Origin of the sequence: Microvirga sp. M2, from assembly GCF_047497095.1 — a bacterium.
In the GTDB taxonomy this organism is placed as follows: Bacteria; Pseudomonadota; Alphaproteobacteria; order Rhizobiales; family Beijerinckiaceae; genus Microvirga.
This window is the reverse complement of record NZ_CP134063.1, coordinates 1,731,065-1,750,967: the sequence shown is the minus strand read 5'-3', so window position 1 is coordinate 1,750,967 and position 19,903 is coordinate 1,731,065. Positions and strand designations below refer to the sequence as shown.

The window sequence follows — 19,903 nt, the reverse complement described above, 5'->3', positions numbered from 1 at the left end:
TCTCGCTGTCCGGGGATCGGTCCCGGCCGTTCCCGTCCGAAGCGCTAACCCAGCGTTCCGAGCACCGGGAACGTCTCGAGGAGCCAGAACGACATGTTCGTGATCCAGCCGGTCAGGAAGGCGATCCCCGTGAGGATCATCAGGACGCCCATGACCTTCTCCACGAGCCCGAACCGGGAGCGCATGCGCTTGAGAAGGGCCACGAAGGGCTTCATGGCGAAGGCCGCGAGAAGGAAGGGAATGCCGAGGCCGGCCGAATAGGCGGCGAGCAGCATGGCCCCGTAGGCGACGCTGTTCTCCGACCCGGCCACCGCCAGGATCGCGGCCAGAACCGGCCCGATGCAGGGCGTCCAGCCGAACGCGAAGGCGAGGCCCATCACATAGGCGCCCCAGAGGCCCACCGGCTTCTCGACCGAGAACCGGGCCTCCCGGTAGAACAGGCCGATCCTGAACACCCCGAGGAAGTGCAGGCCCATCACGATGATGGCGATGCCCGCGACGGTGCTCAGGACATCGAGATATTGCCGGATCACCTGCCCCAGCGCGGATGCGGTCGCGCCCAGGAGCACGAACACGGTCGCAAACCCCGCGACGAACAGCAGAGCGGCCAGGATCGCGCGGCGGCGGACCGCCCGGTCGTCGCCCGCGTGGAGCTGGTCGAAGGTGGTGCCTGCGAGAAACGACAGATAGGGCGGCACCAGCGGCAGAACGCACGGGCTGAGGAAGCTGATGAGGCCGCCGAGGGCCGCGGCAGGGAGGGAAACGCTGAGCATGTCGCCTTCTAGCCCTTTCCGGACGGAGGAGAAAGCCGGTGGATGCAGGGCTCGCCTGCTTGTGAAGCCGGCCGTTTTGGAGTTGCCTTGGGGGATGACGGATTTGCGCAATCTCATCACCGATGTCGCGGGCCTTCGGGTCGGCAACGCCCATGACGCGGCCCTCGCCTCGGGCGTGACGGCCGTGCTGTTCGACGAGGCCGCCGTGGCGTCCTACGCCGTCAATGGCGGCGCTCCGGGAACCCGGGAGACGGATCTGCTCGAACCCGACAAGGCGGTGGCCGGGGTCAACGCCATCGTCCTGTCGGGGGGCTCCGCCTTCGGCCTCGACGCGGCCGGCGGCGTGCAGGCCTTTCTGCGGGAGAAGGGGATCGGGTTCGCGGTCGGCTCCGCGCTCGTGCCGCTCGTCCCGCAGGCGATCACCTTCGACCTGCTCAACGGCGGCAACAAGGATTGGGGCCGTTTCGCGCCCTATCGCGAACTCGGCTACGAGGCTGCCCAGGCCGCCGGCATCGACTTCTCCCTGGGCACGGCCGGTGGCGGATACGGCGCCACGACGGTCGACCTGAAGGGAGGCCTCGGCTCGGCCAGCGCCGTGACGGAGGCGGGCCATACGGTCGGCGCGCTCGTCATCGTCAATGCCCTGGCCTCGACCGTGATCGGCAACGGGCCGCATTTCTGGGCCGGGGCCTACGAGGAGGGCCGGGAATTCGGCGGCCTGGGCTTTCCCGCCAGGATCACGCCCGCCATGCGAAGGCTCGACTGGAAAGGCCGCGCCCGGCAGGCGCCCCCGCCCCTCTCGACGACCATCGCGCTCGTGGCCACGGATGCGGTTCTCACCAAGGCGCAGGCCAAGCGCCTCGCGGTCGTCTCCCATGACGGCCTCGCCAAGGGCCTGCGCTTCGCCCATGCGCTCTTCGACGGCGACACCGTCTTCTCGGCCGCGACCGGACGCAGGCCCCTGAAGGACGAGGCCGCGGATTTCATCGAGATCGGCGCTCTGGCGAGCGACTGCCTCGCCCGCGCCATCGCGCGCGGCATCTACGAGGCCACCGCCCTGCCCTTTGCCGGCGCGCTGCCCGCCTGGAAGGACAGGTTCGGCGGGCTGGTGGGGGATTAGGATTGCAGCACGTCATCCCCGGGCTTGACCCGGGGATCCACGTTACTGACGTTGCGCCCCGAAAACGTGGATGGCCGGGACTGATCCCCGGATCAAGTCCGGGGACGGCCATGACGTGCGGGATACCGCTGGAACCCTTTAGAACCGCTCGACGCGGTAGGGCTTCGGATCCACCACCGGAGTCTCGCCCGTGATCATCTCGGCGAGCAGGCGGCCCGTGACCGGGCCGAGGGTCAGGCCGTGATGGGCGTGGCCGAAGCCGAACCACAGGTTCTTGTGGCGGGGAGCCTTGCCGATGATCGGCATCATGTCGGGCGTGCAGGGGCGCATGCCCATCCACGGCTCCGGATCGACCCGCCCGCCGAGCGGGAAGAACTCGCGGGCGATCGGCTCGGCGCGGGCAAGCTGCACCGGGGTCTTGGGCGCATCGCGCACCGCGAATTCGGCGCCCGTGGTGAGGCGGATGCCCTTGAGCATCGGCGCCAGAAAGTAGCCGCGGTCGAAATCCAGGGTCGGCCGGTTCAGCACCGCGTTGCCTTCCGGCTGATAATGCATGTGATAGCCGCGCTTGACCGCGAGCGGCAGGTCGTAGCCTAGGCGCTTCGTCACCACGTCCGCCCAGGCGCCGAGGGCGATGACCACCGCGTCCGCCTCCACCGGACCGTTCTCGGTCTGGACGCGCCATCCGGTCGGGGTTTCCTCCAGGGTCTTGGCGTCGCCCGCCGCCAGCTCGCCGCCGAGGCGCTCGAACAGGCCCACATAGCCCATGGTGAGCAGATGGGGATCGCTGACCGAAGCCGGATCCGTCCAGTGGATGCCGCCCTTGGTCGAGACCTTGATGTGCGGCTCGCGCTCCGCCACGCCCCTGGTGTCGAGAGCATCGAAATTCACGCCGAAATCGCGCTTCACGGCCTCGGCGTCGCGGAACTGCCTGTCCCGGGTCTCCTCGTTACGGAAGACTTTCATCCAGCCGGTCGGGCGGATCAGATGGGTCGAGCCCGATTCCTCGGCCAGCGCCATATGCTCGGTGACGCTGTGCTCGATGAGAGGCGCGTACATGCGCGCGATCGCCTTGTGCTGGGCGGGACGGGAATGCATCCAGTACTGGAGCAGGAAGGGCGCGATCTTCGGAAGCGCGCTCCAGTGATAATGGGCGTCGATGGTGTTGTTCAGGGCGTAGCGCAGCAGCGCGCCGAAATCGTGCGGGAAACCGTAAGGATACACGCCCTCGCGCTGGATGAGGCCGGCATTGCCGAAGGAGGTTTCCTCACCGGGCTTGCGCCTGTCGACGAGGAGAACCGAGCGGCCGCGTTTCTGCAAATGCACGGCAATCGACACGCCGACGATGCCGGCGCCAAGAACAACCACATCCTTACGCATGAAGCCCTGCCTGTCGTGTTTCCTCTCGCGGGGAGAGCGGAGCTTTTCGCTCCGTTGCAGACGGAGTTCTACCCCCGTTCCATCGAGACCGTCCACGCAATTCGTGCGGCAAAACCGCCTCTCCCCAGGCAAGTGGTATTCAATTGGATCATGACATTCGTGAAAGCCCGTTGCCGCCGATGAAGGCGCGTGCTACCGCGCCTGCCATGACACGCCCGCTTCTCATCGCCCCCTCCATTCTCGCCTCCGACTTCTCGAAGCTCGGCGAGGAAATCCGCGCCATCGACGCCGCCGGCGCCGACTGGATCCACGTCGACGTGATGGACGGCCATTTCGTGCCCAACATCACCATCGGCCCCGACGTGGTGAAGGCCCTGCGCCCCCACACCTCGAAGGCGTTCGACGTTCATCTGATGATCGCCCCGGTCGATCCCTATCTCGAGGCCTTCGCCAAGGCCGGCGCGGACATCATCAGCATCCATGCGGAGGCCGGGCCGCACCTGCACAGGTCCCTCCAGACCATCCGCAAGCTCGGCAAGAAGGCCGGCATCGTCCTCAACCCGGGCACCCATGAGGCCATGATCGAGCCGGTGCTCGACGAGGTGGACCTGATCCTCCTCATGACGGTCAATCCCGGCTTCGGCGGTCAGGCCTTCATCCCCTCCGTCTGCCCGAAGCTCCGGCGGATCAAGGCCATGGTCGGCGACCGGGACATCGACATCGAGATCGATGGCGGCGTCACGCCCGAGACGGCCCCTCTGGTCGCGGAAGCGGGAGCCAACGTCCTGGTGGCCGGCTCCGCCGTCTTCAAGGGCGGCCCCGACGCCTACGCCCCGAACATTGCCGCCATTCGCGAGGCCGCCGCGAAGGCACGTTGAGATCGACAGGCGATCGTGCTACCGCGCGGGCACATCACCCGCGTGGAAGTTGAAGAGCCATGATCCCCCGTTACAGCCGTCCCGAGATGGTGGCCATCTGGTCGCCCGAAACGAAGTTCCGCATCTGGTTCGAGATCGAGGCCCACGCCACCACGGCGCTCGCCAATCTCGGCGTGGTGCCCAAGGAAGCGGCCGAGAAGGTCTGGGAGCTGGGCTCCAAGGCCACGTTCGACGTGGAGCGCATCGACGCCATCGAGCGCGAGGTGAAGCACGACGTCATCGCCTTCCTGACGCATCTGGCCGAGATCGTCGGCCCCGAGGCCCGCTTCGTCCACCAGGGCATGACGTCCTCGGACGTGCTCGACACCACCTTCAACGTGCAGCTCGCCCGGGCCACCGACATCCTGCTGCGCGACATGGACGAGCTGCTCGCCGCCATCAGGCGCCGCGCCTTCGAGCACAAGATGACGCCGACCATCGGCCGCTCGCACGGCATCCATGCGGAGCCCACCACCTTCGGCCTCAAGCTCGCCCAGGCCTATGCGGAGTTCGAGCGCTGCAAGCTGCGCCTGATCGAGGCCCAGCGGGAGATTTCCACCTGCGCCATCTCGGGGGCTGTCGGCACCTTCGCCAATATCGACCCGACCGTGGAGGAATACGTGGCCGAGCGGATGGGCCTGCAGGTCGAGCCGGTCTCGACCCAGGTCATTCCCCGCGACCGTCACGCCATGTATTTCGCGACGCTGGGCGTGATCGCCTCCTCCATCGAGCGGCTGGCGACGGAAGTCCGCCACCTGCAGCGCAGCGAGGTCCTCGAAGCGGAGGAGTATTTCTCGGCGGGCCAGAAAGGCTCCTCGGCCATGCCGCACAAGCGCAACCCGGTGCTGACGGAGAACCTCACCGGCCTCGCCCGGATGGTGCGCGCCTATGCGATCCCGGCCATGGAGAACGTGGCGCTCTGGCACGAGCGGGACATCTCGCATTCGTCCGTCGAGCGCATGATCGGCCCCGATGCGACCGTCACCCTCGACTTCGCCCTGGCGCGGCTCACGGGCGTCATCGACAAGCTCGTGGTCTACCCTGAGAACATGCAGAAGAACCTGGACCGCCTCGGTGGCCTCGTGCATTCGCAGCGCGTCCTGCTGGCGCTCACCCAGAAGGGCGCCTCCCGCGAGGACGCCTATCGCCTGGTCCAGCGCAACGCCATGCCGGTCTGGCGCGGCGAAGGCGACTTCCTGACCCTCCTCAAGAACGATGCCGACGTGACCCGGTACTTGAAGCCCGAGGAAATCGAGGCCTGCTTCGATCTGGGTTACCACTTCAAGCATGTGGACACGATTTTCACGCGGGTCTTCGGTTCCGCGAAGGCATAGCTCGCCCTCTGGACATTTTTGCCTAGCGCGCAACAATCCCCCGTCGAACGATCAACGGCAGGGGGATTGTATCCATGCTGTCAGAGAAGATCCTCGCCGCCGCCTTCGCGCAAGCCGTGAAGCGGGGCAACCTCAGAATGACCACCGCCAAGGGCCAGGTTTTCACCTTCGGCGATGGCGGGCTCCCGGAAGTCGCGATCCGGTTCACGGACAGCGCGGCCGAAACGGCCCTTTGTCTCCACCCGGAACTGAAGCTCGGCGAACTGTTCATGGAGGGCAGGCTCGTCATCGAGAAGGGCGATATTCTGGGCCTTCTCCAGCTCCTGCTTCAGGATACGCATGGCGAACTCGACGATCTTCCCCTCCACCGCCTGCGCAAGATCCGGCAATGGCTGACCCGGCGCGGCGAGAACGACGCCACCCGGTCCAAACGGAACGTCGCCCACCATTACGACCTCGACGGGCGGCTCTATTCCCTCTTCCTCGATAGCGACAAGCAATATTCCTGCGCCTATTTCGACCATCCCGACGCGAGCCTCGAGGAGGCCCAGGCCGCCAAGAAACGGCACATCGCCGCGAAGCTCCTGGTGGAGCGAGGCCACAGCGTGCTCGATATCGGCTCCGGCTGGGGCGGCATGGCGCTCTACCTTGCGCAGGTGGCGGGTGCGGGCCCGGTGAAGGGCGTGACCCTGTCGGAGGAGCAGCTCGACGTCTCGCGCAAGCGCGCGGCCGCCGCAGGCATCGGGGAGCGGGTGAAGTTCGAGCTCGAGGATTATCGCGCCACGGCCGGGCAATTCGACCGCATCGTCTCGGTCGGCATGTTCGAGCATGTGGGCCTCGCGTCCTACGACGATTATTTCCAGACCTGCCGCAAGCTCCTCAAGGACGACGGCGTGATGCTGCTGCACACCATCGGCCGGACCGGAAAGCCCTATCCGACCAATCCCTGGATCGCCCGCTACATCTTCCCGGGCGGCCACCTGCCGACCCTGTCGGAGATGATGCCCGCCGTCGAGCGCGCCGGGCTGGTGGTCACGGATGTCGAGATCCTGCGCCTGCACTACGCCTATACGCTCCAGGCCTGGCGCGAGCGCTTCATGGCCCATCGGGACGAGGTCCTGAAGCTCTACGACGAGCGCTTCTGCCGGATGTGGGAATGCTACCTCGCCATGTCGGAATCGGCGTTCCGCTGGCAGGACGCGGTCGTGTTCCAGGTCCAGCTGGCCAAGCGCAACGACGTGGTGCCCCTGACCCGCGACTACATCGCGGAACGGGAAACCGCGCTGAAGGAGGCCGAGAGGATGGAGCTGAAGCGCAGCGCCTGAACGAGCGCGGGCGGGCCGCTCGAAGGCCCTCCGGCGTCAGGTCGGGTCCGGGTGGCCGTCGAGGCGCATCTGGAACAGGAAGTAGGTTGGCGAGCAATAGCCCCAATCTTTCCTGATTTCGGCTGCGCCGGGCACTTCGTCGGGCAATGCCTGACAGATATAGTCTTCGCGGCAGAAGCGATCCTTCCCGCAAGTCTGCCGGTTTTGCCTCACGATGCTCGCATCGAGGCAGGACCTGAAATCGCCTGTGGCGGCACATCGATCGAAGGCCTGCCCGCCGCCCATGCCGCAAATCTCGTCGGGGACATTCCCGTTCTTGAACCGCCCGAACGCCAGATCGTCGGGCGAACACCGCCTGTAGCTCAGACCGCCTGGGACCCCGAGGCGAGGCTGCAGGCAGATGTGCTTCGGAGAAGCGAGCCCCCGGCTGATGCTTAAAGCCTCGCTTGACTCCATACGGTCATCGAAAGGCCTGGAGGAACTCCTGATCCGGCCCACCAGACAGGCCAGCCCGGCGCTGATGGCGAACCGTCGCTCGGGGACACATTGGCCGAATTCCACCGACAGGCCGTCGTTGTCGGCGATGGGCTCACAGATCGTTCCTGCCCGGCAGCTCCATGGGGACGCGAGATGGGACGCAGATGGGGCCACGATGCATGAACCGGCGAGGTTTGCCGGCTGGTAGTCAGGCCCGTTCTTCGACCAGACCGCACTTGGCGCGGCCGAAAGGGGGCGAAAATGGTTCGGCTTCCGGCCTTCAGCCTGGGCCGTGATGTAGGCCTCCCTCCGTGCAGTTTCAGCATAGTAGTGCGGCGAGGTTCCCTGCTGCACCTGGTTGTGCGCGAGCGCGTCCTCGTCATCCAAGCCGAAGAAGTGAAACCCTGCCGTCGCTCCTGACTGGTGACAGCCCATGCAGCTGCCGTTATCGAGGCGCGCAAGCACGCCCTTGGCGGAGCGAACCAGCTTCGTTTTCGGGAACGGCACTCTTCCAAGCTCATGAGGTCTGATTAGAGCCGAGAACGGATGGTTCGCGCCCCGCGCACTGCCGAAGGTCGAATAGGTCAGAGCCTTGGTCGCAAGAAACTTGTCGGGGAGCTGATAGACGCCCTGATCGATGTCCGGGATATGGGACCTGATGTAAGCAATCAGCTCCCCCCGCAAAGTCGCATCCTGAACGATCCGCTCCGAATCTGGCGTATTCTCCAGAACCTGAGGAACGAGATCGAGCGTCCCGGCTGCAACGGAGGGCTTGAAGATCCGCATGAGATAGATCGCTTGTCCTCCGAATTCCGGTTCCGTTTCCGAGGGCAGCCGGACGACCTGCGCATTCACCTCGACCTGTTTCAAACGCAACTGGCTCTGGGCCAGGACGCCGCCCAGAAGCCAGTCCATGACCTCCTCTTTGCGCGTGAAATCGCGCTCCGGGATCGCGGCCCGCGCGGCCAGCGAGCAATCCCGAAATGCCGAACGAGGCCGCTCATAGATGACGTTCAGGGTAAACGGCATTCGCGAGGCGGAAAGGGTGGTGTTGCCTGATAGGCCGGACAACCAGCCAGGCGCCATACGATAGCCCAGGCGATAGATGAGCCGGATTTCGCCACAGCTATCGCCCGGCCTCGAAATCTCGGCGAAATCTCTCCTGTCCTGCCGGTTGATCACTCCCACGAGGCGGAACCGGGCGTGCGGTGAGCGGAGCCAGTCGAGGTTGAGGCTTCGCCCGACGTTCCACTGGGCCTTCTGGCCCAGCTCTCGTCCGCTGGCGCGCATGTCCGATTTCAACGCGTCGAGATCCTGCGACAGATATCCGTGCATGGACCGAAAGGCGGAGCTCAGTTCGAAAAGGCGGGCCGTCGAAACCGCATCGGGCGCTCCCAGGACGACACCAAACCGAAATCCCCTGTCCTCGACCTGGGAAAGCAGAGCAGGGTCCCGGATGTCGACAAGAGGCCTCCCCGCCCGAAGGACGAAGCGGTCGTCGGCAGAGGCAGCGGTGTAGCAAACCAGAAGAGACAGCGCGGCAAGAATCCGAGGCAGAACTCGTCGCGGCAACCCTGCTTTCTCCCGCATGCAACTCACCACATTCCCCGGACACGGCCTCTTCCGATCTCGGCGAAGCCCGGACCGGCACCAAAGGGCCGCCGGGCTATCTATTATAATACATCATCACGTTGAATATGGAAAACTGTGGTTCCGTCGGCAAGTTCATTCCAAAATGACGGGGAGCGCTTGAAGACGCGTCCCGGCGCATCTACCTCCGGCCTATGAAAACCTCCGATTGCGATATCCTCATCGTCCCCGGCCATGAAAATTCCGGCATCGACCACTGGCAGAGCCGCTGGGAGCGCCAGCTCTCGACCGCATGGCGCGTCGAGCAGGAGAACTGGGACGCTCCCGACAGGGACAAATGGGTCGAGCGGATCGTTCAGGACGTGAAGCGCGCCGAACGGCCCGTCGTGCTCGTCGGCCACAGCCTCGGCGTCCTGGCCATCGTGCATGCCGCTCCCCTTCTTGCCCCCGACAAGGTGCGTGGAGCCTTTCTGGTGAGCATGCCGGATGTGGAGCGGCCCGGTTTCATGCCCGCCATCGACCGCGCCTTCGCGCCGATTCCCCGCGACCCCCTGCCCTTTCCCTCGGTGCTGGTGGCGAGCCGCACGGATCCCCATTGCGACTACGAGAAAGCGGAGGACATCGCCTATGCCTGGGGATCGTCCATCGTCGATGCGGGGGATGCCGGGCACCTGAACACCGAGAGCGGGCACGGCCCTTGGCCCGAGGGCCTGATGCGCTTCGCAGGCTTCCTCAAGCGGCTGGCATAGGAACGCGCAGCCGTCGTCAAAAAAATGCCCGACATCCGGGGATGTCGGGCCATGATGGGGACAAGCTCCGCAGGCTCACTTCAGAGCGTTCCCCTTTGCGTGGACCGGTCCTTGTCCGAACCTTGCCGCGTTTTTGGGCGGCGGACCGGACCCACTTCCCGCGTCCGATGCCTTAATGAGCCGCCATCACGGGATCCGGCACCTTGTTCTTGACCGGCGGAATCTGGCGCAGATAGGCGAAGATCGCCTTCAGGTCTCCGTCCGTCATGTTCTTGAACGCGGGCCACGGCATGGGCGGAAGGATCGGCCGGCCCTGGCCCTGGTGCTTGCCCGTGCGGATCGCCTGGATGAACTGCTGCTCCGTGAAATCCCTGAGAACGCCGGTCTCCGGATCGGGCGTGAGATTGGCCGAGTAGGACATGCCCCAGGGGCCCGACCAGGCCGTCAGAGGTGCCGCATGAACGACCCAAGGTCCGGAGGACGCGGGAGCCGGCGGCACCTGCATGCCCTGAGGATGGCCCGAGAGCATCCGGGTCATGTCGGGCTCGGGGCCGTTGGCCCCCATCTTCATCGGCGTATGGCAGTCGTGGCAGCCGACGGCATTCACCAGGTATTCCCCGCGCTTGACCTGCGGGCTCTTGGCGGGTGCCTTGCTCTGCGCGAAGGCGATCACAGGGGCCGACAACACGACGGCTGCTGCGAGTAAAACAATACGGCTTGACTTCATGGTTCCCTCATTCTGGTTGGGCGGTTTTCCTGGGCGCCCCGGCTGACGACACCGGGGGCTCCAGATCTCGAATCCATTGCGCGACGAGGCGGATGGCTTCCTCGTCCGTCATGGCGGTGGCTACGGGCGGCATCTGCACGATCGGGTTGCGCGAACTCATGCGCTGCAGCAGCACGCTGCGCTCCGGGTTCCGCGCTTCGACCCGCAGCGTCGCGTCGGGCGCCTGCCCCGGAACATGGCCCTTGACCGGCCGTCCGATGGCCGTCGCCACGGCGCGCTCGGTCGCTTCCCCTGCGGGGCTCTCCACATGCCGCAACGAGAATCCGAGATTCCTCAGGGAGCCCGCATCGTTGTGGCAATGGCTGCAATTACCGTGGAGATAGCCCAGCGCGGCCCGCTCGACGGGCGTCGCGCCCTGGATGACGGGCGGCTTGTCGCGCAAAGCCTGGGGAAGCCGCTTCAGCAGCTTGTTGTCGACGAGATAATTCAGGTCGATGCCGGGCGCTGGCACGGGCTCGCCGTGAATGGCGTTCGGATCGCGCGCGGGCGACAACTGGAGCGCGCTGAAGCCGAGCACCTCTGCGGAATGTCCCTGATGGCAGGATTTGCAGTCGTTGACGCCGGGAATGAAGTGCGACCGTCCCCCGCCGAAATCATAGGCCCTCGCCAGCCCCTTCTCCGAAACGAGGCGGGCCTCGCTCTGGTCCGCGTTCCAGGCATACGTCGCGTAGAGCCAGGTGCCGTTCTCCTGCAGTTCCATGAACCGGGTCTCGATGCGCCGGCCGCCGAAGGAAAATTCCTTCCAGAACCGTGTTCCGGCCGGGAACACCCACGCATCCGGATTGGAGCCGTTGATGGCCGCATGCGCCGGCAGTGAAATCCAGCGCTTCTTGGCCGCGCCGTCCGACCAGAGCGGATATTGCGGCGAGAATTCCAGATGGCGCGGATCCACCCGGTGCCGGGCGAAATCGGCATAAAGCCCCGTCTCCTGCAGCAGCTCGGGGGCGTTCTTGAGAATGGGCCTGCGCGCGAGGGCAGCGGTGCCGAGAAGAGTCGTCGCGAGGAGAGCCAGAGCGGCGAGCACGGAAACGACAGCCAGCGCGCGATATCTGGCGCGCGGCTCACGCACGTCCGGCAGGGCTGGCGCGGCGGCTCGTTCCACGATCGGCTCCTTTCTCCGGTTCCATTGTCGTTGGCGTTTGCCGTGCAGGGCATCGGAGTCCCGACGCCTTCATCTCACGTGCATGATTCCAGCTATATAACATTTCGCGATCAAATGGTATAGCCTTGCGATATGCCGCACACGCTTCTTATCGTCGGCTGGATGATCGCCAGTCTGGATGACGGTTCGCGGACAGACGGTGCGGGGCCACACGCCGCCACCATCCGGCACCGGCGTCGTTTCCCGGAAGATGACGAAAAGTTCATGCGTGGGTCATGCCGACGATAGCGGGGCCGGTGCATTCTCCTCTCATCGGTGTTCAAGGAGGATAACCGCATGAAAAAGATCGCCACCCTCGCCACTGCCGCCGCTCTGCTCGCCGGCGTCGGAAGCTATGCCTTCGCCCAGGCTCCGGCCGCTACGACTCCTCCGGCCGCCGCCCAGGATCAGGGACCGCAGGGCCGCCCCCGCCTGTCCCAGGACGATTTCAGCCGTCTCGTCGACGCCCGCGTGGCCGCGATCAAGGCCGGCCTGAAACTCAACGGCGACCAGGAGAAGCTCTGGGCTCCGGTGGAAACGGCCATCCGCGACGCCGCCAACCAGCGCTACGCGCGGATGACCCAGTTCCGGGAGAATCGCGAGCAGCGCCGCTCGGCAGACTTCATGCAGCGCCTGGAGCAGCGCAGCACCATGCAGACCGAGCGCGCGCAGACCTCCGCGGCCGTCGCGAAGGCCATGCGTCCTCTGTGGGACTCGTTCAGCGAAGATCAGAAGCGCATCGCTCCGCGCCTCCTGCGTGAAGCCTTGAACGACGGCATCGGACGGCAGGAGCGAGGCGGCCGTCACGGGCGCCATGCTGAGATGATGCGCCATCAAGGACCTATGGGTCCCGGAGGAATGGGTTCCGGGCCGCGCGGCCCTGCCCCTCAGCAGTAAAGAGACGCTTAAGTGCCGGACATGGGTTCGGACCCACGTCCGGCACATTAACATGTCGGCTTCGAGCATCCCTTCACGCAAAGCCGAATCCGCTTTGCGTGAAGGGATGCCCCCGCCCAAAATAAAAAGGCCGCCCATCGGGCGGCCTTTCCAGTTTGAGATCGGCTTCGCGGACATTACCGCGAATAGAACTCGATCACGAGGTTCGGTTCCATCTGCACCGGATACGGCACCTCGGAGAGGGTCGGGATGCGGGTGAAACGGGCCGTCATCTTGGAGTGATCGACCTCGATGTAGTCCGGCACGTCGCGCTCGGCGAGCTGGCTCGCAACGACCACGACTTCGAGCTGCTTGGACTTCTCCTTCACCTCGATCACGTCGCCAGCCTTCACGAGATAGCTCGGAATGTTCACGCGGCGGCCGTTGACCTTCACGTGACCGTGGTTGACGAACTGACGAGCGGCGAAGGGGGTCGCGACGAACTTCGCGCGATACACGATCGCGTCGAGACGGCGCTCGAGCAGACCGACCAGGTTCTCACCGGAGTCGCCCTTCTGACGAATGGCTTCCGCGTAGTAGCGGCGGAACTGCTTCTCGGTGATGTTGGCGTAGTAGCCCTTCAGCTTCTGCTTGGCGCGGAGCTGAGTGCCGAAGTCGGACATCTTGCCCTTGCGGCGCTGGCCGTGCTGGCCGGGGCCGTATTCGCGGCGGTTCACGGGGCTCTTCGGGCGGCCCCAGATGTTCTGACCCATGCGGCGGTCAAGCTTGTGCTTGGCCTGAATGCGCTTCGACATCGCTGTTCCTCTTGTTGTCGAATTTGCGAGGAACGCGCCCTCCTCTTCCCGTAAGGGACGACAGGCCGGCCGGAACCGGGCCACGGGAGCGTAAAAAGTTACGCGGCCCCGTTAAGGACCGCGTGAACGGGAGGGATGTACGAGAAAACGGGCAGGAAGTCAATCAAGGGCACCCGGACCGTCCTATCCCTGCAGGAGCGGCATGTCCTCGATGGTCACGAGAGGCAAACCCTTGTCCCGCAAGGCCTCCCGGAACGCCGGGGTGATGCCGGCCCCGCTGGTGAAGACTGCCTGAGCCTCGTTCTCGTCGGCCTCGTGCCCGGGAACGGGCGGGCCGATGAGCTGGGTGACGCGGCGCGCGATGGCCGGCGCCGGATCGATCCACGTCACCGGCCATGGCGCGAGCGCCTGGAAACGGCGCAACAGCAACGGGTAATGCGTGCAGCCGAGGGCCACCACGTCGGTCCGGCCGTCCTCTCCCTCCACGAAGCAGGGCCGGAGTTCGGCCAGCAGTTCCTCGTCGGGAACCGGCGCTCCGGCGAGCTCCGCCTCGGCGAAGGCGGCCAGACGGCGCGAGCCGACGAGGTTGACCTTGCAACCACCTGCATAGGTCTCGACCAGATCGCGGGTATAGTCGCGCGCCACGGTGCCGGGCGTCGCGAGCACGGTCACATGGCCCGTCCGGGTCGCGAGAGCCGCAGGCTTGATGGCCGGCACGGTGCCCACGAAAGGAACCGGGAACCGTTCGCGCAGGGGCGGCAGCACGACCGTCGAAGCCGTGTTGCAGGCTATCACCACGAGCCGGGGATCGTAGAGGCCGATCAGCCGCTCCATGACCGAGAGCACCCGGGCGGTCAGCGCCGTCTCGCTCAGCCGCCCATACGGAAAGCCCGCATCGTCGCCCGCATAGACGAAGCGGGCATCGGGACGGGCTTTCAGAACCTCGGAGAACACCGTCAGGCCGCCGAGGCCGGAATCGAAGACGAGAATCGTGGGAACGGGGGCAGGCATGACAGCCGGGTTATAGGACGCACCGGCCAGAAGATCGATACGCATCCGCCCGCCCCTTACGAGCGAAACGGCTTGACGAGATCATCCACCGCGCCCTGCTGGCTTTCGGTCGGGCCGAGATTGAGCCTGCGCCGGGGCCCTCGTTCGGGCTTCTCCTCCTGCACCTCCCCCTTGGGCATCTGGGCCGACAGGCGGCGCACGGGCCAGCCGTCGCTCCAATTGCCCATATCGACGAATTTCGGATCGCGCGCGAGGGCGGCGGCGTCCTTGCCGGTAAAGGCCGCATCGGCGGCGATCTCGAAGGTCTTCCAGAGGGCGAGATAGTCCAGCGTATCGGTCGGGTTGTTGCCGAGCTGCTGGGTCAGGATGGTCTGGGGCCCCGAGAGCGCCATGTCGGCGCTCCACTTCCAGGTGTTCTTCTGCTTCGGATCGCGCGGGGGATCGGGCTGCAGCTTGATGGCGGCAGCGTCGTATGTGGCCTTCGGGGAGCCCGGAAAGGCCAGCGTCGCCGTCAGGGCCGGGTAGCCGTGATCGTCCGAACTGGCGCGCATGAACAGCTTGCGCGTCGCCGGAACGGCGCTCGCCGCCTCGAAGATGCGGCGGGAGGCGCGATCGCTCGGGAGGTGCTCCCGGTCGCCGCTCATGGTGATGAGAAGGGTCGCGGGGTCGATCGCGGACAGATCGTGGAGCATGATGCCACGCTCCTTCTCGTTCGAGGCGATGCCGCCGGGCACGAGGCCGAAGACGAGCCTGGGCGCGGGCACCCCCGATTGCGAGACGCCCGCGGCCACGTTGAGCGCGATGGGCACGCCGGCGGAATGGCCGATGAAGGCCACTCGGGCGGGATCGGGCCGCGCCTGCGGATCGGCGGCCAGCGCCGCCAGGGCCCCGGCGATCAGATCCCCTGCCCGCACGGACGCATCGACAGGGCGGGAGCGGTTCACCTCCTGGAAGCGCGGGAAGACGACGAGATAGCCCTTGCGCGCCAGATGATCGATGAAGCCGCCGTAGAGGGCGGGGTTCACGGCTCCCCAGGAGTGAAAGAAGACCACCACCGGACGGGGCGTCGACGGCGTGTCGTTGCCGTAGAAGACGTAACTGCCCGACGCGACGGTGCCGGTTCCGGTCTTGATGACGTCGGCGATCGCGTAATCCGACCCGCCCGGCCCCTGCTCCGGCTGTTTCGGAGGCGTGGCCGCGGAAACGGCAGCAGCGGAAAGGCACGACGCGAGAAGAACGAAGGTGGTCAGCGAGCGGCGCATGGCGGTCCCGGGTCGGAATGGGCGGTGCGGATGGCACCAGGCAACACTAGAGCATGAGTTCTTTAAGGCTTCCTCAACCGGCGGCCTTCCGAGAGAGCCCGAATCGCTCCCCGAAGGGTGCGCACGTCCTGCTCGGTCATCGCGAGACGATGAAAGATGTCCCGCATGTTGCGGGTCATCGTCGGCCGCTTGTCCCCGGGGTAGAAATTGACCTCGGCGAGCTCGGCCTCGAGGTAATCGAAGAACGAGGTCACCATCTCGCGGGGAGCCGGCGGCGAGAGGATTTCGCCGGAGAACGGCAGCGCGCCGCCGGTCGCCAGCTTGTACCATTCATAGGAGACGAGCAGCACCGCCTGGGCCAGGTTCAGCGACGAGAACTGCCGGTCGACCGGGAAGGTGATGATGGCGTCCGCCAGCGACACCTCGTCGTTCTCGAGGCCCGTCCGCTCGCGTCCGAACAGGATGCCGATGCGCTGCCCCTCCGCGCCGCGCCGGTGCGTCTCGGCCATGGCCTCGTCGGGCCCGTAGACCCGCTTCATCTGGCCCCGCTCCCGGGCGGTCGTGGCGAAGACGAAGTTCAGGTCGGCGATGGCCTCGCGGACGGTGTCGTAGAGCTTCGCGCCGTCCAGCACATGCACCGCCCCCGATGCCGCCGAATGTGCGCCCTTGCGGGGCCAGCCGTCGCGGGGCGCCACGATGCGCAGCTCCGAGAGGCTGAAATTGGCCATGGCGCGCGCCACCATGCCGATATTCTCGGCAAGCTGCGGCTCCACGAGGATGATGATGGGGCGGATCATGGTGCGCCTTTGAGGGAAACGGACCCAACGGACGGGGGGAAGACCTCCCTCCATAACGCCAAACGCGGCCGCGCGACTAGAGCATTGGACCCGAAAGTGGAATCCACTTTCGGGTCCAATGCTCCCTTCTTGGAAAGAGCGCATCGCTACTGCGAAAAACCGGGACCACTCGTTCACACGATGCGCTGGAGCCATGACAATCCCATGGCGTTTGCTCTGTCGGCAGAGCGCCTCGGGGCAAGCGAGCGCCCCCGAACCAGGCTCACGACTCCCTCAGGCCAACTTTCTTACAATCGGAACCAAAACCCATGCGGGTCCATTCTCCAAGCCGTCATTTCCTTTCACCGAATGCATGCACGGAGAGGTTCCCTGTCTCGCCTGCGCCCGATCCTTCTTCTTGCCTGTTGTGGCGTCCTCGTTCCGGCCCTCACCGTGGCCGCCCCCTCGACGGCGCCGGTCGCCCAGCCTGCTCCCTCCCTTTTTCACGGCAACTGGTGCGGGCTCGGGGACATGAACCGCAGGAAGCCGATCGATGCCCTCGATGCGGCCTGCCGCGCGCACGATCTGTGCTACGAGCGGCGCGGACGGGGCGCCTGCTCCTGCGACCGGGCCTTCCTGAAGGCGACCGCCTTCCTGTCCCAGCGCCGGAGGATCGACGACGCCGCCAAGGCGAAGGCGGCCCTGGCGAACACCCTTTTTACCATCGCGCCCTGCATCGAGACTGGGAAAACTCCCCGTCGCGCCGGAAAGCGCTGAATTCCCGGCCTCCCCCCACCTTCCCCGTCGGCCATAACCGCGCTATAGGCCCCGGTAACCGCCTGCCGCCGGCAGGCCTGTTCCAGCTCCTCAAGAAGCGCAAGGTGAGATCATGGCGAAGATCAAGGTTGCCAATCCGGTCGTCGAGCTCGACGGCGACGAGATGACCCGCATCATTTGGCAGTTCATCAAAGACAAGCTGATCCACCCCTATCTCGACATCGACCTGAAGTACTACGACCTGGGCATCGAGCACCGCGACGCCACCAACGACAAGGTCACGGTCGAGGCCGCCGAGGCGATCAAGAAGTACGGCGTGGGCGTCAAATGCGCCACGATCACGCCCGACGAGGCGCGCGTGCAGGAGTTCAACCTCAAGGAGATGTGGAAGTCGCCCAACGGCACGATCCGCAACATCCTCGGCGGCGTGATCTTCCGCGAGCCGATCATCTGCAAGAACGTGCCGCGGCTCGTGCCGGGCTGGACCCAGCCGATCGTGGTCGGGCGCCATGCCTTCGGCGACCAGTACCGCGCGACCGATTTCAAGGTGCCCGGCAAGGGCCGCCTGACGATCAAGTTCGAGGGCGAGGACGGCACCGTCATCGAGAAGGAAGTGTTCAAGTTCCCCGACGCCGGCGTGGCGATGGCGATGTACAACCTCGACGAGTCGATCCGCGACTTCGCCCGGGCCTCGATGAACTACGGCCTGATGCGCAAGTACCCGGTCTATCTCTCGACCAAGAACACCATCCTCAAGGCCTATGACGGGCGCTTCAAGGACATCTTCCAGGAGGTCTACGAGGCCGAGTTCAAGGCGAAGTTCGCGGCGGCCGGGATCACCTACGAGCACCGCCTGATCGACGACATGGTGGCCTCGGCCCTGAAATGGTCGGGCGGTTATGTCTGGGCCTGCAAGAACTACGACGGCGACGTGCAGTCGGACACGGTGGCGCAGGGCTTCGGCTCGCTCGGCCTGATGACCTCGGTGCTGATGACGCCGGACGGCCGGACCGTGGAGGCGGAAGCCGCCCACGGCACGGTGACGCGCCACTACCGCGAGCACCAGAAGGGCAAGGAAACCTCGACCAACTCGATCGCGTCGATCTTCGCCTGGACCCGCGGCCTCAGCCATCGCGCCAAGCTCGACGACAACCCGGAGCTGGCCAAGTTCGCGGCCACGCTCGAGAAGGTCTGCGTCGACACGGTCGAGGCCGGCTTCATGACCAAGGACCTCGCGCTCCTCGTCGGCGCCGAGCAGAAGTGGCTCTCCACCAGCGGCTTCCTCGACAAGATCGATGAAAACCTCAAAATCGCCATGTCGGCCTAATGCCGGCCTAAGGCCATCGTTGCGACACGATAGAAAAAGCCCGGCGCGAGCCGGGCTTTTTTGTTTCCGGGCCGGACCCTGTGCGCATCGGGGAGCGGTGTCATGCCGTTGTGGATGGGACAGGCTCTGCGTCTCGGCCGCTTCCTCAGACATGCACGTTGCCGAAGGCGAGTTCTCCCTCTCCGAGGGGCTGGCGCAGAGAGGCATACAGGATCCAGCCGTAGAGGATGGCAACGGCCACGAGGACGGCCCATCCGGGCACCGGTCCCACGGCCGCATTCCGCATCCATTCCCCGACGGATGTGACGATGTGAGCCTCGACCGCATTCTCCTGCATCCTGATGAAGGTCGTCTTCACCAGCCAGGCCAGCAGGAGGATCAGGAACATCCAGCAGTAATTGCGCCGGAGCCGGCGCGAGATGGCCTGATTCAGGCTGATCAGGAACACCGGCCTTCGCAGATCGTCGCCGAGCCTGTGAATCCAATCGTCCGTCGTCCCATCTTCAGGCGAGAAGATCTGCGCGTAGTAGTTCCTCTCCATGAGACGCACGCGATTGCGGTAGACGTCGAAGAAGCGATAGCGGCGGGCCTCGATCACCAGCAGCAGCAGGATCAGGACCATGGCGAAGAGCAGGACGCCGTGGTGGGCCGTGGGCGTGGAAAGAGAGACCGACAGCATGGCTGCCACGACCGTGATGGCCCAGTTGCTCGTCCGATCGATCCGGTCCCGCCAGCCGGCCATCCGGGCGATCTCGGCGCGATGATAATGGGCCATGACGTTGATGAATTCTGTCCCGGTGCTCGGGAAGACAGGCGGAGCGATGGCCGGCTTCAGGACTGATACGGTTCGTTGATCGCTCGTTGTCGGCATGGCGGCTCTCCATGCTCTGCTGCGCAGGGCATCCAAGGCGCATTGCGCCCACGAATGCCTGCCGCAAGCATCATAGCACGTCTGCGGAGGCTGACCCATAATCGCAACTTCTGCCTTGGCGCGGGGTTCTCCCCCTATGAAGGCGAGTTCAACCATAACCGGCGGCTGCCAATGCGGCGCGGTGCGCTATGCGCTGATGTCCGAGCCGACGCAGGCGAGCATCTGCCATTGCCGCATGTGCCAGAAGGCGTTCGGCAATTACTTCGCGTCCCTGACCGGCGTGCCCCGCAAGGATCTGGTCTGGACGAAGGGGCGGCCCGGCATCTTCAGGAGTTCCGAGGCCGTGGAGCGCGGGTTCTGCCGGGATTGCGGAACGCCGCTGACCTATTCCTATCTGGAGAACGACCGGATCAGCGTCTCCATCGGCAGCCTCGACGAGCCCGGCCGGGTCACGCCGGAGATTCAGTACGGCATCGAGGGCAAGCTCCCCGCCTTTGAAACGCTGCACACCCTTCCGGGCAAGCGGACGGCGGATATTGCGACGCCTGAAGAGCTGGAGAAGATGGCTTCCCGGCAGCATCCCGATCACGACTGA

Annotated in this window: 19 protein-coding genes; 9 read left to right on the top strand and 10 right to left on the bottom strand. The window is 65.6% G+C overall.

What is annotated here, in order from left to right; all coding sequences use genetic code 11:
• Positions 1-44 precede the first annotated feature (44 nt).
• Complete coding sequence (locus RE429_RS08210) at positions 45-773, bottom strand: cytochrome c biogenesis CcdA family protein (protein ID WP_414473822.1); 729 nt, start codon at positions 771-773, stop codon at positions 45-47.
• Positions 774-876: 103 nt separating this feature from the next.
• Between RE429_RS08210 and RE429_RS08205 the strand changes: the two genes are divergently transcribed.
• Positions 877-1,893, top strand: a complete 1,017-nt coding sequence (locus RE429_RS08205) for a P1 family peptidase (RefSeq protein WP_414474151.1) — start codon at positions 877-879, stop codon at positions 1,891-1,893.
• A gap of 138 nt (positions 1,894-2,031) precedes the next feature.
• On the opposite strand, the gene RE429_RS08200 is transcribed toward RE429_RS08205, so the two are convergent.
• Positions 2,032-3,273: an NAD(P)/FAD-dependent oxidoreductase gene (locus RE429_RS08200; protein ID WP_414473821.1), complete on the bottom strand. Its 1,242-nt coding sequence runs from the start codon at positions 3,271-3,273 to the stop codon at positions 2,032-2,034.
• A gap of 206 nt (positions 3,274-3,479) precedes the next feature.
• On the opposite strand from RE429_RS08200, the gene rpe reads away from it, so the two are divergent.
• The 3 genes from rpe to RE429_RS08185 all read left to right on the top strand — a co-directional run bounded on the left by rpe (position 3,480) and on the right by RE429_RS08185 (position 6,849).
• Entirely contained in the window at positions 3,480-4,151 is a 672-nt protein-coding gene (gene rpe / locus RE429_RS08195) for a ribulose-phosphate 3-epimerase (protein WP_414473820.1), read from the top strand.
• A 59-nt stretch (positions 4,152-4,210) separates the two neighbouring features.
• Positions 4,211-5,524 (top strand): adenylosuccinate lyase, encoded by a 1,314-nt coding sequence (gene purB, locus RE429_RS08190; protein ID WP_414473819.1) that lies wholly within the window; start codon positions 4,211-4,213, stop codon positions 5,522-5,524.
• Between the two features lie 74 nt (positions 5,525-5,598).
• Positions 5,599-6,849 carry a class I SAM-dependent methyltransferase gene (locus RE429_RS08185; RefSeq protein ID WP_414473818.1) on the top strand — a complete coding sequence of 417 codons (1,251 nt, stop codon included), beginning with the start codon at positions 5,599-5,601 and terminating at the stop codon, positions 6,847-6,849.
• Between the two features lie 36 nt (positions 6,850-6,885).
• Here the strand turns inward: RE429_RS08185 and RE429_RS08180 are convergent, their stop codons facing one another.
• Complete coding sequence (locus tag RE429_RS08180) at positions 6,886-8,916, bottom strand: hypothetical protein (protein WP_414473817.1); 2,031 nt, start codon at positions 8,914-8,916, stop codon at positions 6,886-6,888.
• A 194-nt stretch (positions 8,917-9,110) separates the two neighbouring features.
• Between RE429_RS08180 and RE429_RS08175 the strand changes: the two genes are divergently transcribed.
• Entirely contained in the window at positions 9,111-9,665 is a 555-nt protein-coding gene (locus RE429_RS08175) for an RBBP9/YdeN family alpha/beta hydrolase (protein WP_414473816.1), read from the top strand.
• 172 nt (positions 9,666-9,837) lie between these two features.
• Here RE429_RS08175 and RE429_RS08170 read toward each other — a convergent pair whose 3' ends face one another.
• Positions 9,838-10,392, bottom strand: a complete 555-nt coding sequence (locus RE429_RS08170; RefSeq protein WP_414473815.1) for a c-type cytochrome — start codon at positions 10,390-10,392, stop codon at positions 9,838-9,840.
• A gap of 7 nt (positions 10,393-10,399) precedes the next feature.
• A complete protein-coding gene (locus RE429_RS08165) occupies positions 10,400-11,554 on the bottom strand; it encodes a hypothetical protein (protein WP_414473814.1) in 1,155 nt (384 codons plus the stop codon).
• Between the two features lie 336 nt (positions 11,555-11,890).
• Between RE429_RS08165 and RE429_RS08160 the strand changes: the two genes are divergently transcribed.
• On the top strand, positions 11,891-12,490 hold the full coding sequence (locus tag RE429_RS08160) for a Spy/CpxP family protein refolding chaperone (protein ID WP_414473813.1): 600 nt from the start codon (positions 11,891-11,893) through the stop codon (positions 12,488-12,490).
• Between the two features lie 176 nt (positions 12,491-12,666).
• Here RE429_RS08160 and rpsD read toward each other — a convergent pair whose 3' ends face one another.
• From rpsD to RE429_RS08140, 4 genes are all read right to left on the bottom strand, one after another.
• Positions 12,667-13,284 (bottom strand): 30S ribosomal protein S4, encoded by a 618-nt coding sequence (gene rpsD / locus RE429_RS08155; protein WP_414473812.1) that lies wholly within the window; start codon positions 13,282-13,284, stop codon positions 12,667-12,669.
• 183 nt (positions 13,285-13,467) lie between these two features.
• Positions 13,468-14,340, bottom strand: a complete 873-nt coding sequence (murI, locus tag RE429_RS08150) for a glutamate racemase (protein ID WP_414473811.1) — start codon at positions 14,338-14,340, stop codon at positions 13,468-13,470.
• 11 nt (positions 14,341-14,351) lie between these two features.
• Positions 14,352-15,557: a chlorophyllase/cutinase-like alpha/beta fold protein gene (locus RE429_RS08145; protein ID WP_414473810.1), complete on the bottom strand. Its 1,206-nt coding sequence runs from the start codon at positions 15,555-15,557 to the stop codon at positions 14,352-14,354.
• A 62-nt stretch (positions 15,558-15,619) separates the two neighbouring features.
• The gene (locus RE429_RS08140) at positions 15,620-16,354 is read right to left on the bottom strand and encodes an RNA methyltransferase (RefSeq protein WP_414473809.1); all 735 of its coding nucleotides are present in this window, start codon (positions 16,352-16,354) and stop codon (positions 15,620-15,622) included.
• A gap of 432 nt (positions 16,355-16,786) precedes the next feature.
• On the opposite strand from RE429_RS08140, the gene RE429_RS08135 reads away from it, so the two are divergent.
• Together RE429_RS08135 and RE429_RS08130 are read left to right on the top strand one after the other, a co-directional pair.
• Entirely contained in the window at positions 16,787-17,110 is a 324-nt protein-coding gene (locus RE429_RS08135) for a phospholipase A2 family protein (protein ID WP_414473808.1), read from the top strand.
• Between the two features lie 112 nt (positions 17,111-17,222).
• On the top strand, positions 17,223-18,437 hold the full coding sequence (locus RE429_RS08130; RefSeq protein ID WP_414473807.1) for an NADP-dependent isocitrate dehydrogenase: 1,215 nt from the start codon (positions 17,223-17,225) through the stop codon (positions 18,435-18,437).
• 145 nt (positions 18,438-18,582) lie between these two features.
• On the opposite strand, the gene RE429_RS08125 is transcribed toward RE429_RS08130, so the two are convergent.
• Positions 18,583-19,308, bottom strand: coding sequence for a DUF2270 domain-containing protein (locus RE429_RS08125; RefSeq protein ID WP_414473806.1), 726 nt, complete (start codon positions 19,306-19,308; stop codon positions 18,583-18,585).
• Between the two features lie 136 nt (positions 19,309-19,444).
• Between RE429_RS08125 and RE429_RS08120 the strand changes: the two genes are divergently transcribed.
• On the top strand, positions 19,445-19,903 hold the full coding sequence (locus tag RE429_RS08120) for a GFA family protein (RefSeq protein WP_414473805.1): 459 nt from the start codon (positions 19,445-19,447) through the stop codon (positions 19,901-19,903).

Bases quoted from the DNA above. Each gene is read 5' to 3' on its own strand.
- RE429_RS08210 (WP_414473822.1), bottom strand. From the start codon at position 773: ATGCTCAGCGTTTCCCTCCCTGCCGCGGCCCTCGGCGGCCTCATCAGC.
- RE429_RS08200 (WP_414473821.1), bottom strand. From the start codon at position 3,273: ATGCGTAAGGATGTGGTTGTTCTTGGCGCCGGCATCGTCGGCGTGTCG.
- rpe (WP_414473820.1), top strand. From the start codon at position 3,480: ATGACACGCCCGCTTCTCATCGCCCCCTCCATTCTCGCCTCCGACTTC.
- purB (WP_414473819.1), top strand. From the start codon at position 4,211: ATGATCCCCCGTTACAGCCGTCCCGAGATGGTGGCCATCTGGTCGCCC.
- RE429_RS08185 (WP_414473818.1), top strand. From the start codon at position 5,599: ATGCTGTCAGAGAAGATCCTCGCCGCCGCCTTCGCGCAAGCCGTGAAG.
- RE429_RS08180 (WP_414473817.1), bottom strand. From the start codon at position 8,916: ATGCGGGAGAAAGCAGGGTTGCCGCGACGAGTTCTGCCTCGGATTCTT.
- RE429_RS08175 (WP_414473816.1), top strand. From the start codon at position 9,111: ATGAAAACCTCCGATTGCGATATCCTCATCGTCCCCGGCCATGAAAAT.
- RE429_RS08170 (WP_414473815.1), bottom strand. From the start codon at position 10,392: ATGAAGTCAAGCCGTATTGTTTTACTCGCAGCAGCCGTCGTGTTGTCG.
- RE429_RS08160 (WP_414473813.1), top strand. From the start codon at position 11,891: ATGAAAAAGATCGCCACCCTCGCCACTGCCGCCGCTCTGCTCGCCGGC.
- rpsD (WP_414473812.1), bottom strand. From the start codon at position 13,284: ATGTCGAAGCGCATTCAGGCCAAGCACAAGCTTGACCGCCGCATGGGT.
- murI (WP_414473811.1), bottom strand. From the start codon at position 14,340: ATGCGTATCGATCTTCTGGCCGGTGCGTCCTATAACCCGGCTGTCATG.
- RE429_RS08145 (WP_414473810.1), bottom strand. From the start codon at position 15,557: ATGCGCCGCTCGCTGACCACCTTCGTTCTTCTCGCGTCGTGCCTTTCC.
- RE429_RS08140 (WP_414473809.1), bottom strand. From the start codon at position 16,354: ATGATCCGCCCCATCATCATCCTCGTGGAGCCGCAGCTTGCCGAGAAT.
- RE429_RS08130 (WP_414473807.1), top strand. From the start codon at position 17,223: ATGGCGAAGATCAAGGTTGCCAATCCGGTCGTCGAGCTCGACGGCGAC.
- RE429_RS08125 (WP_414473806.1), bottom strand. From the start codon at position 19,308: ATGCCGACAACGAGCGATCAACGAACCGTATCAGTCCTGAAGCCGGCC.
- RE429_RS08120 (WP_414473805.1), top strand. From the start codon at position 19,445: ATGAAGGCGAGTTCAACCATAACCGGCGGCTGCCAATGCGGCGCGGTG.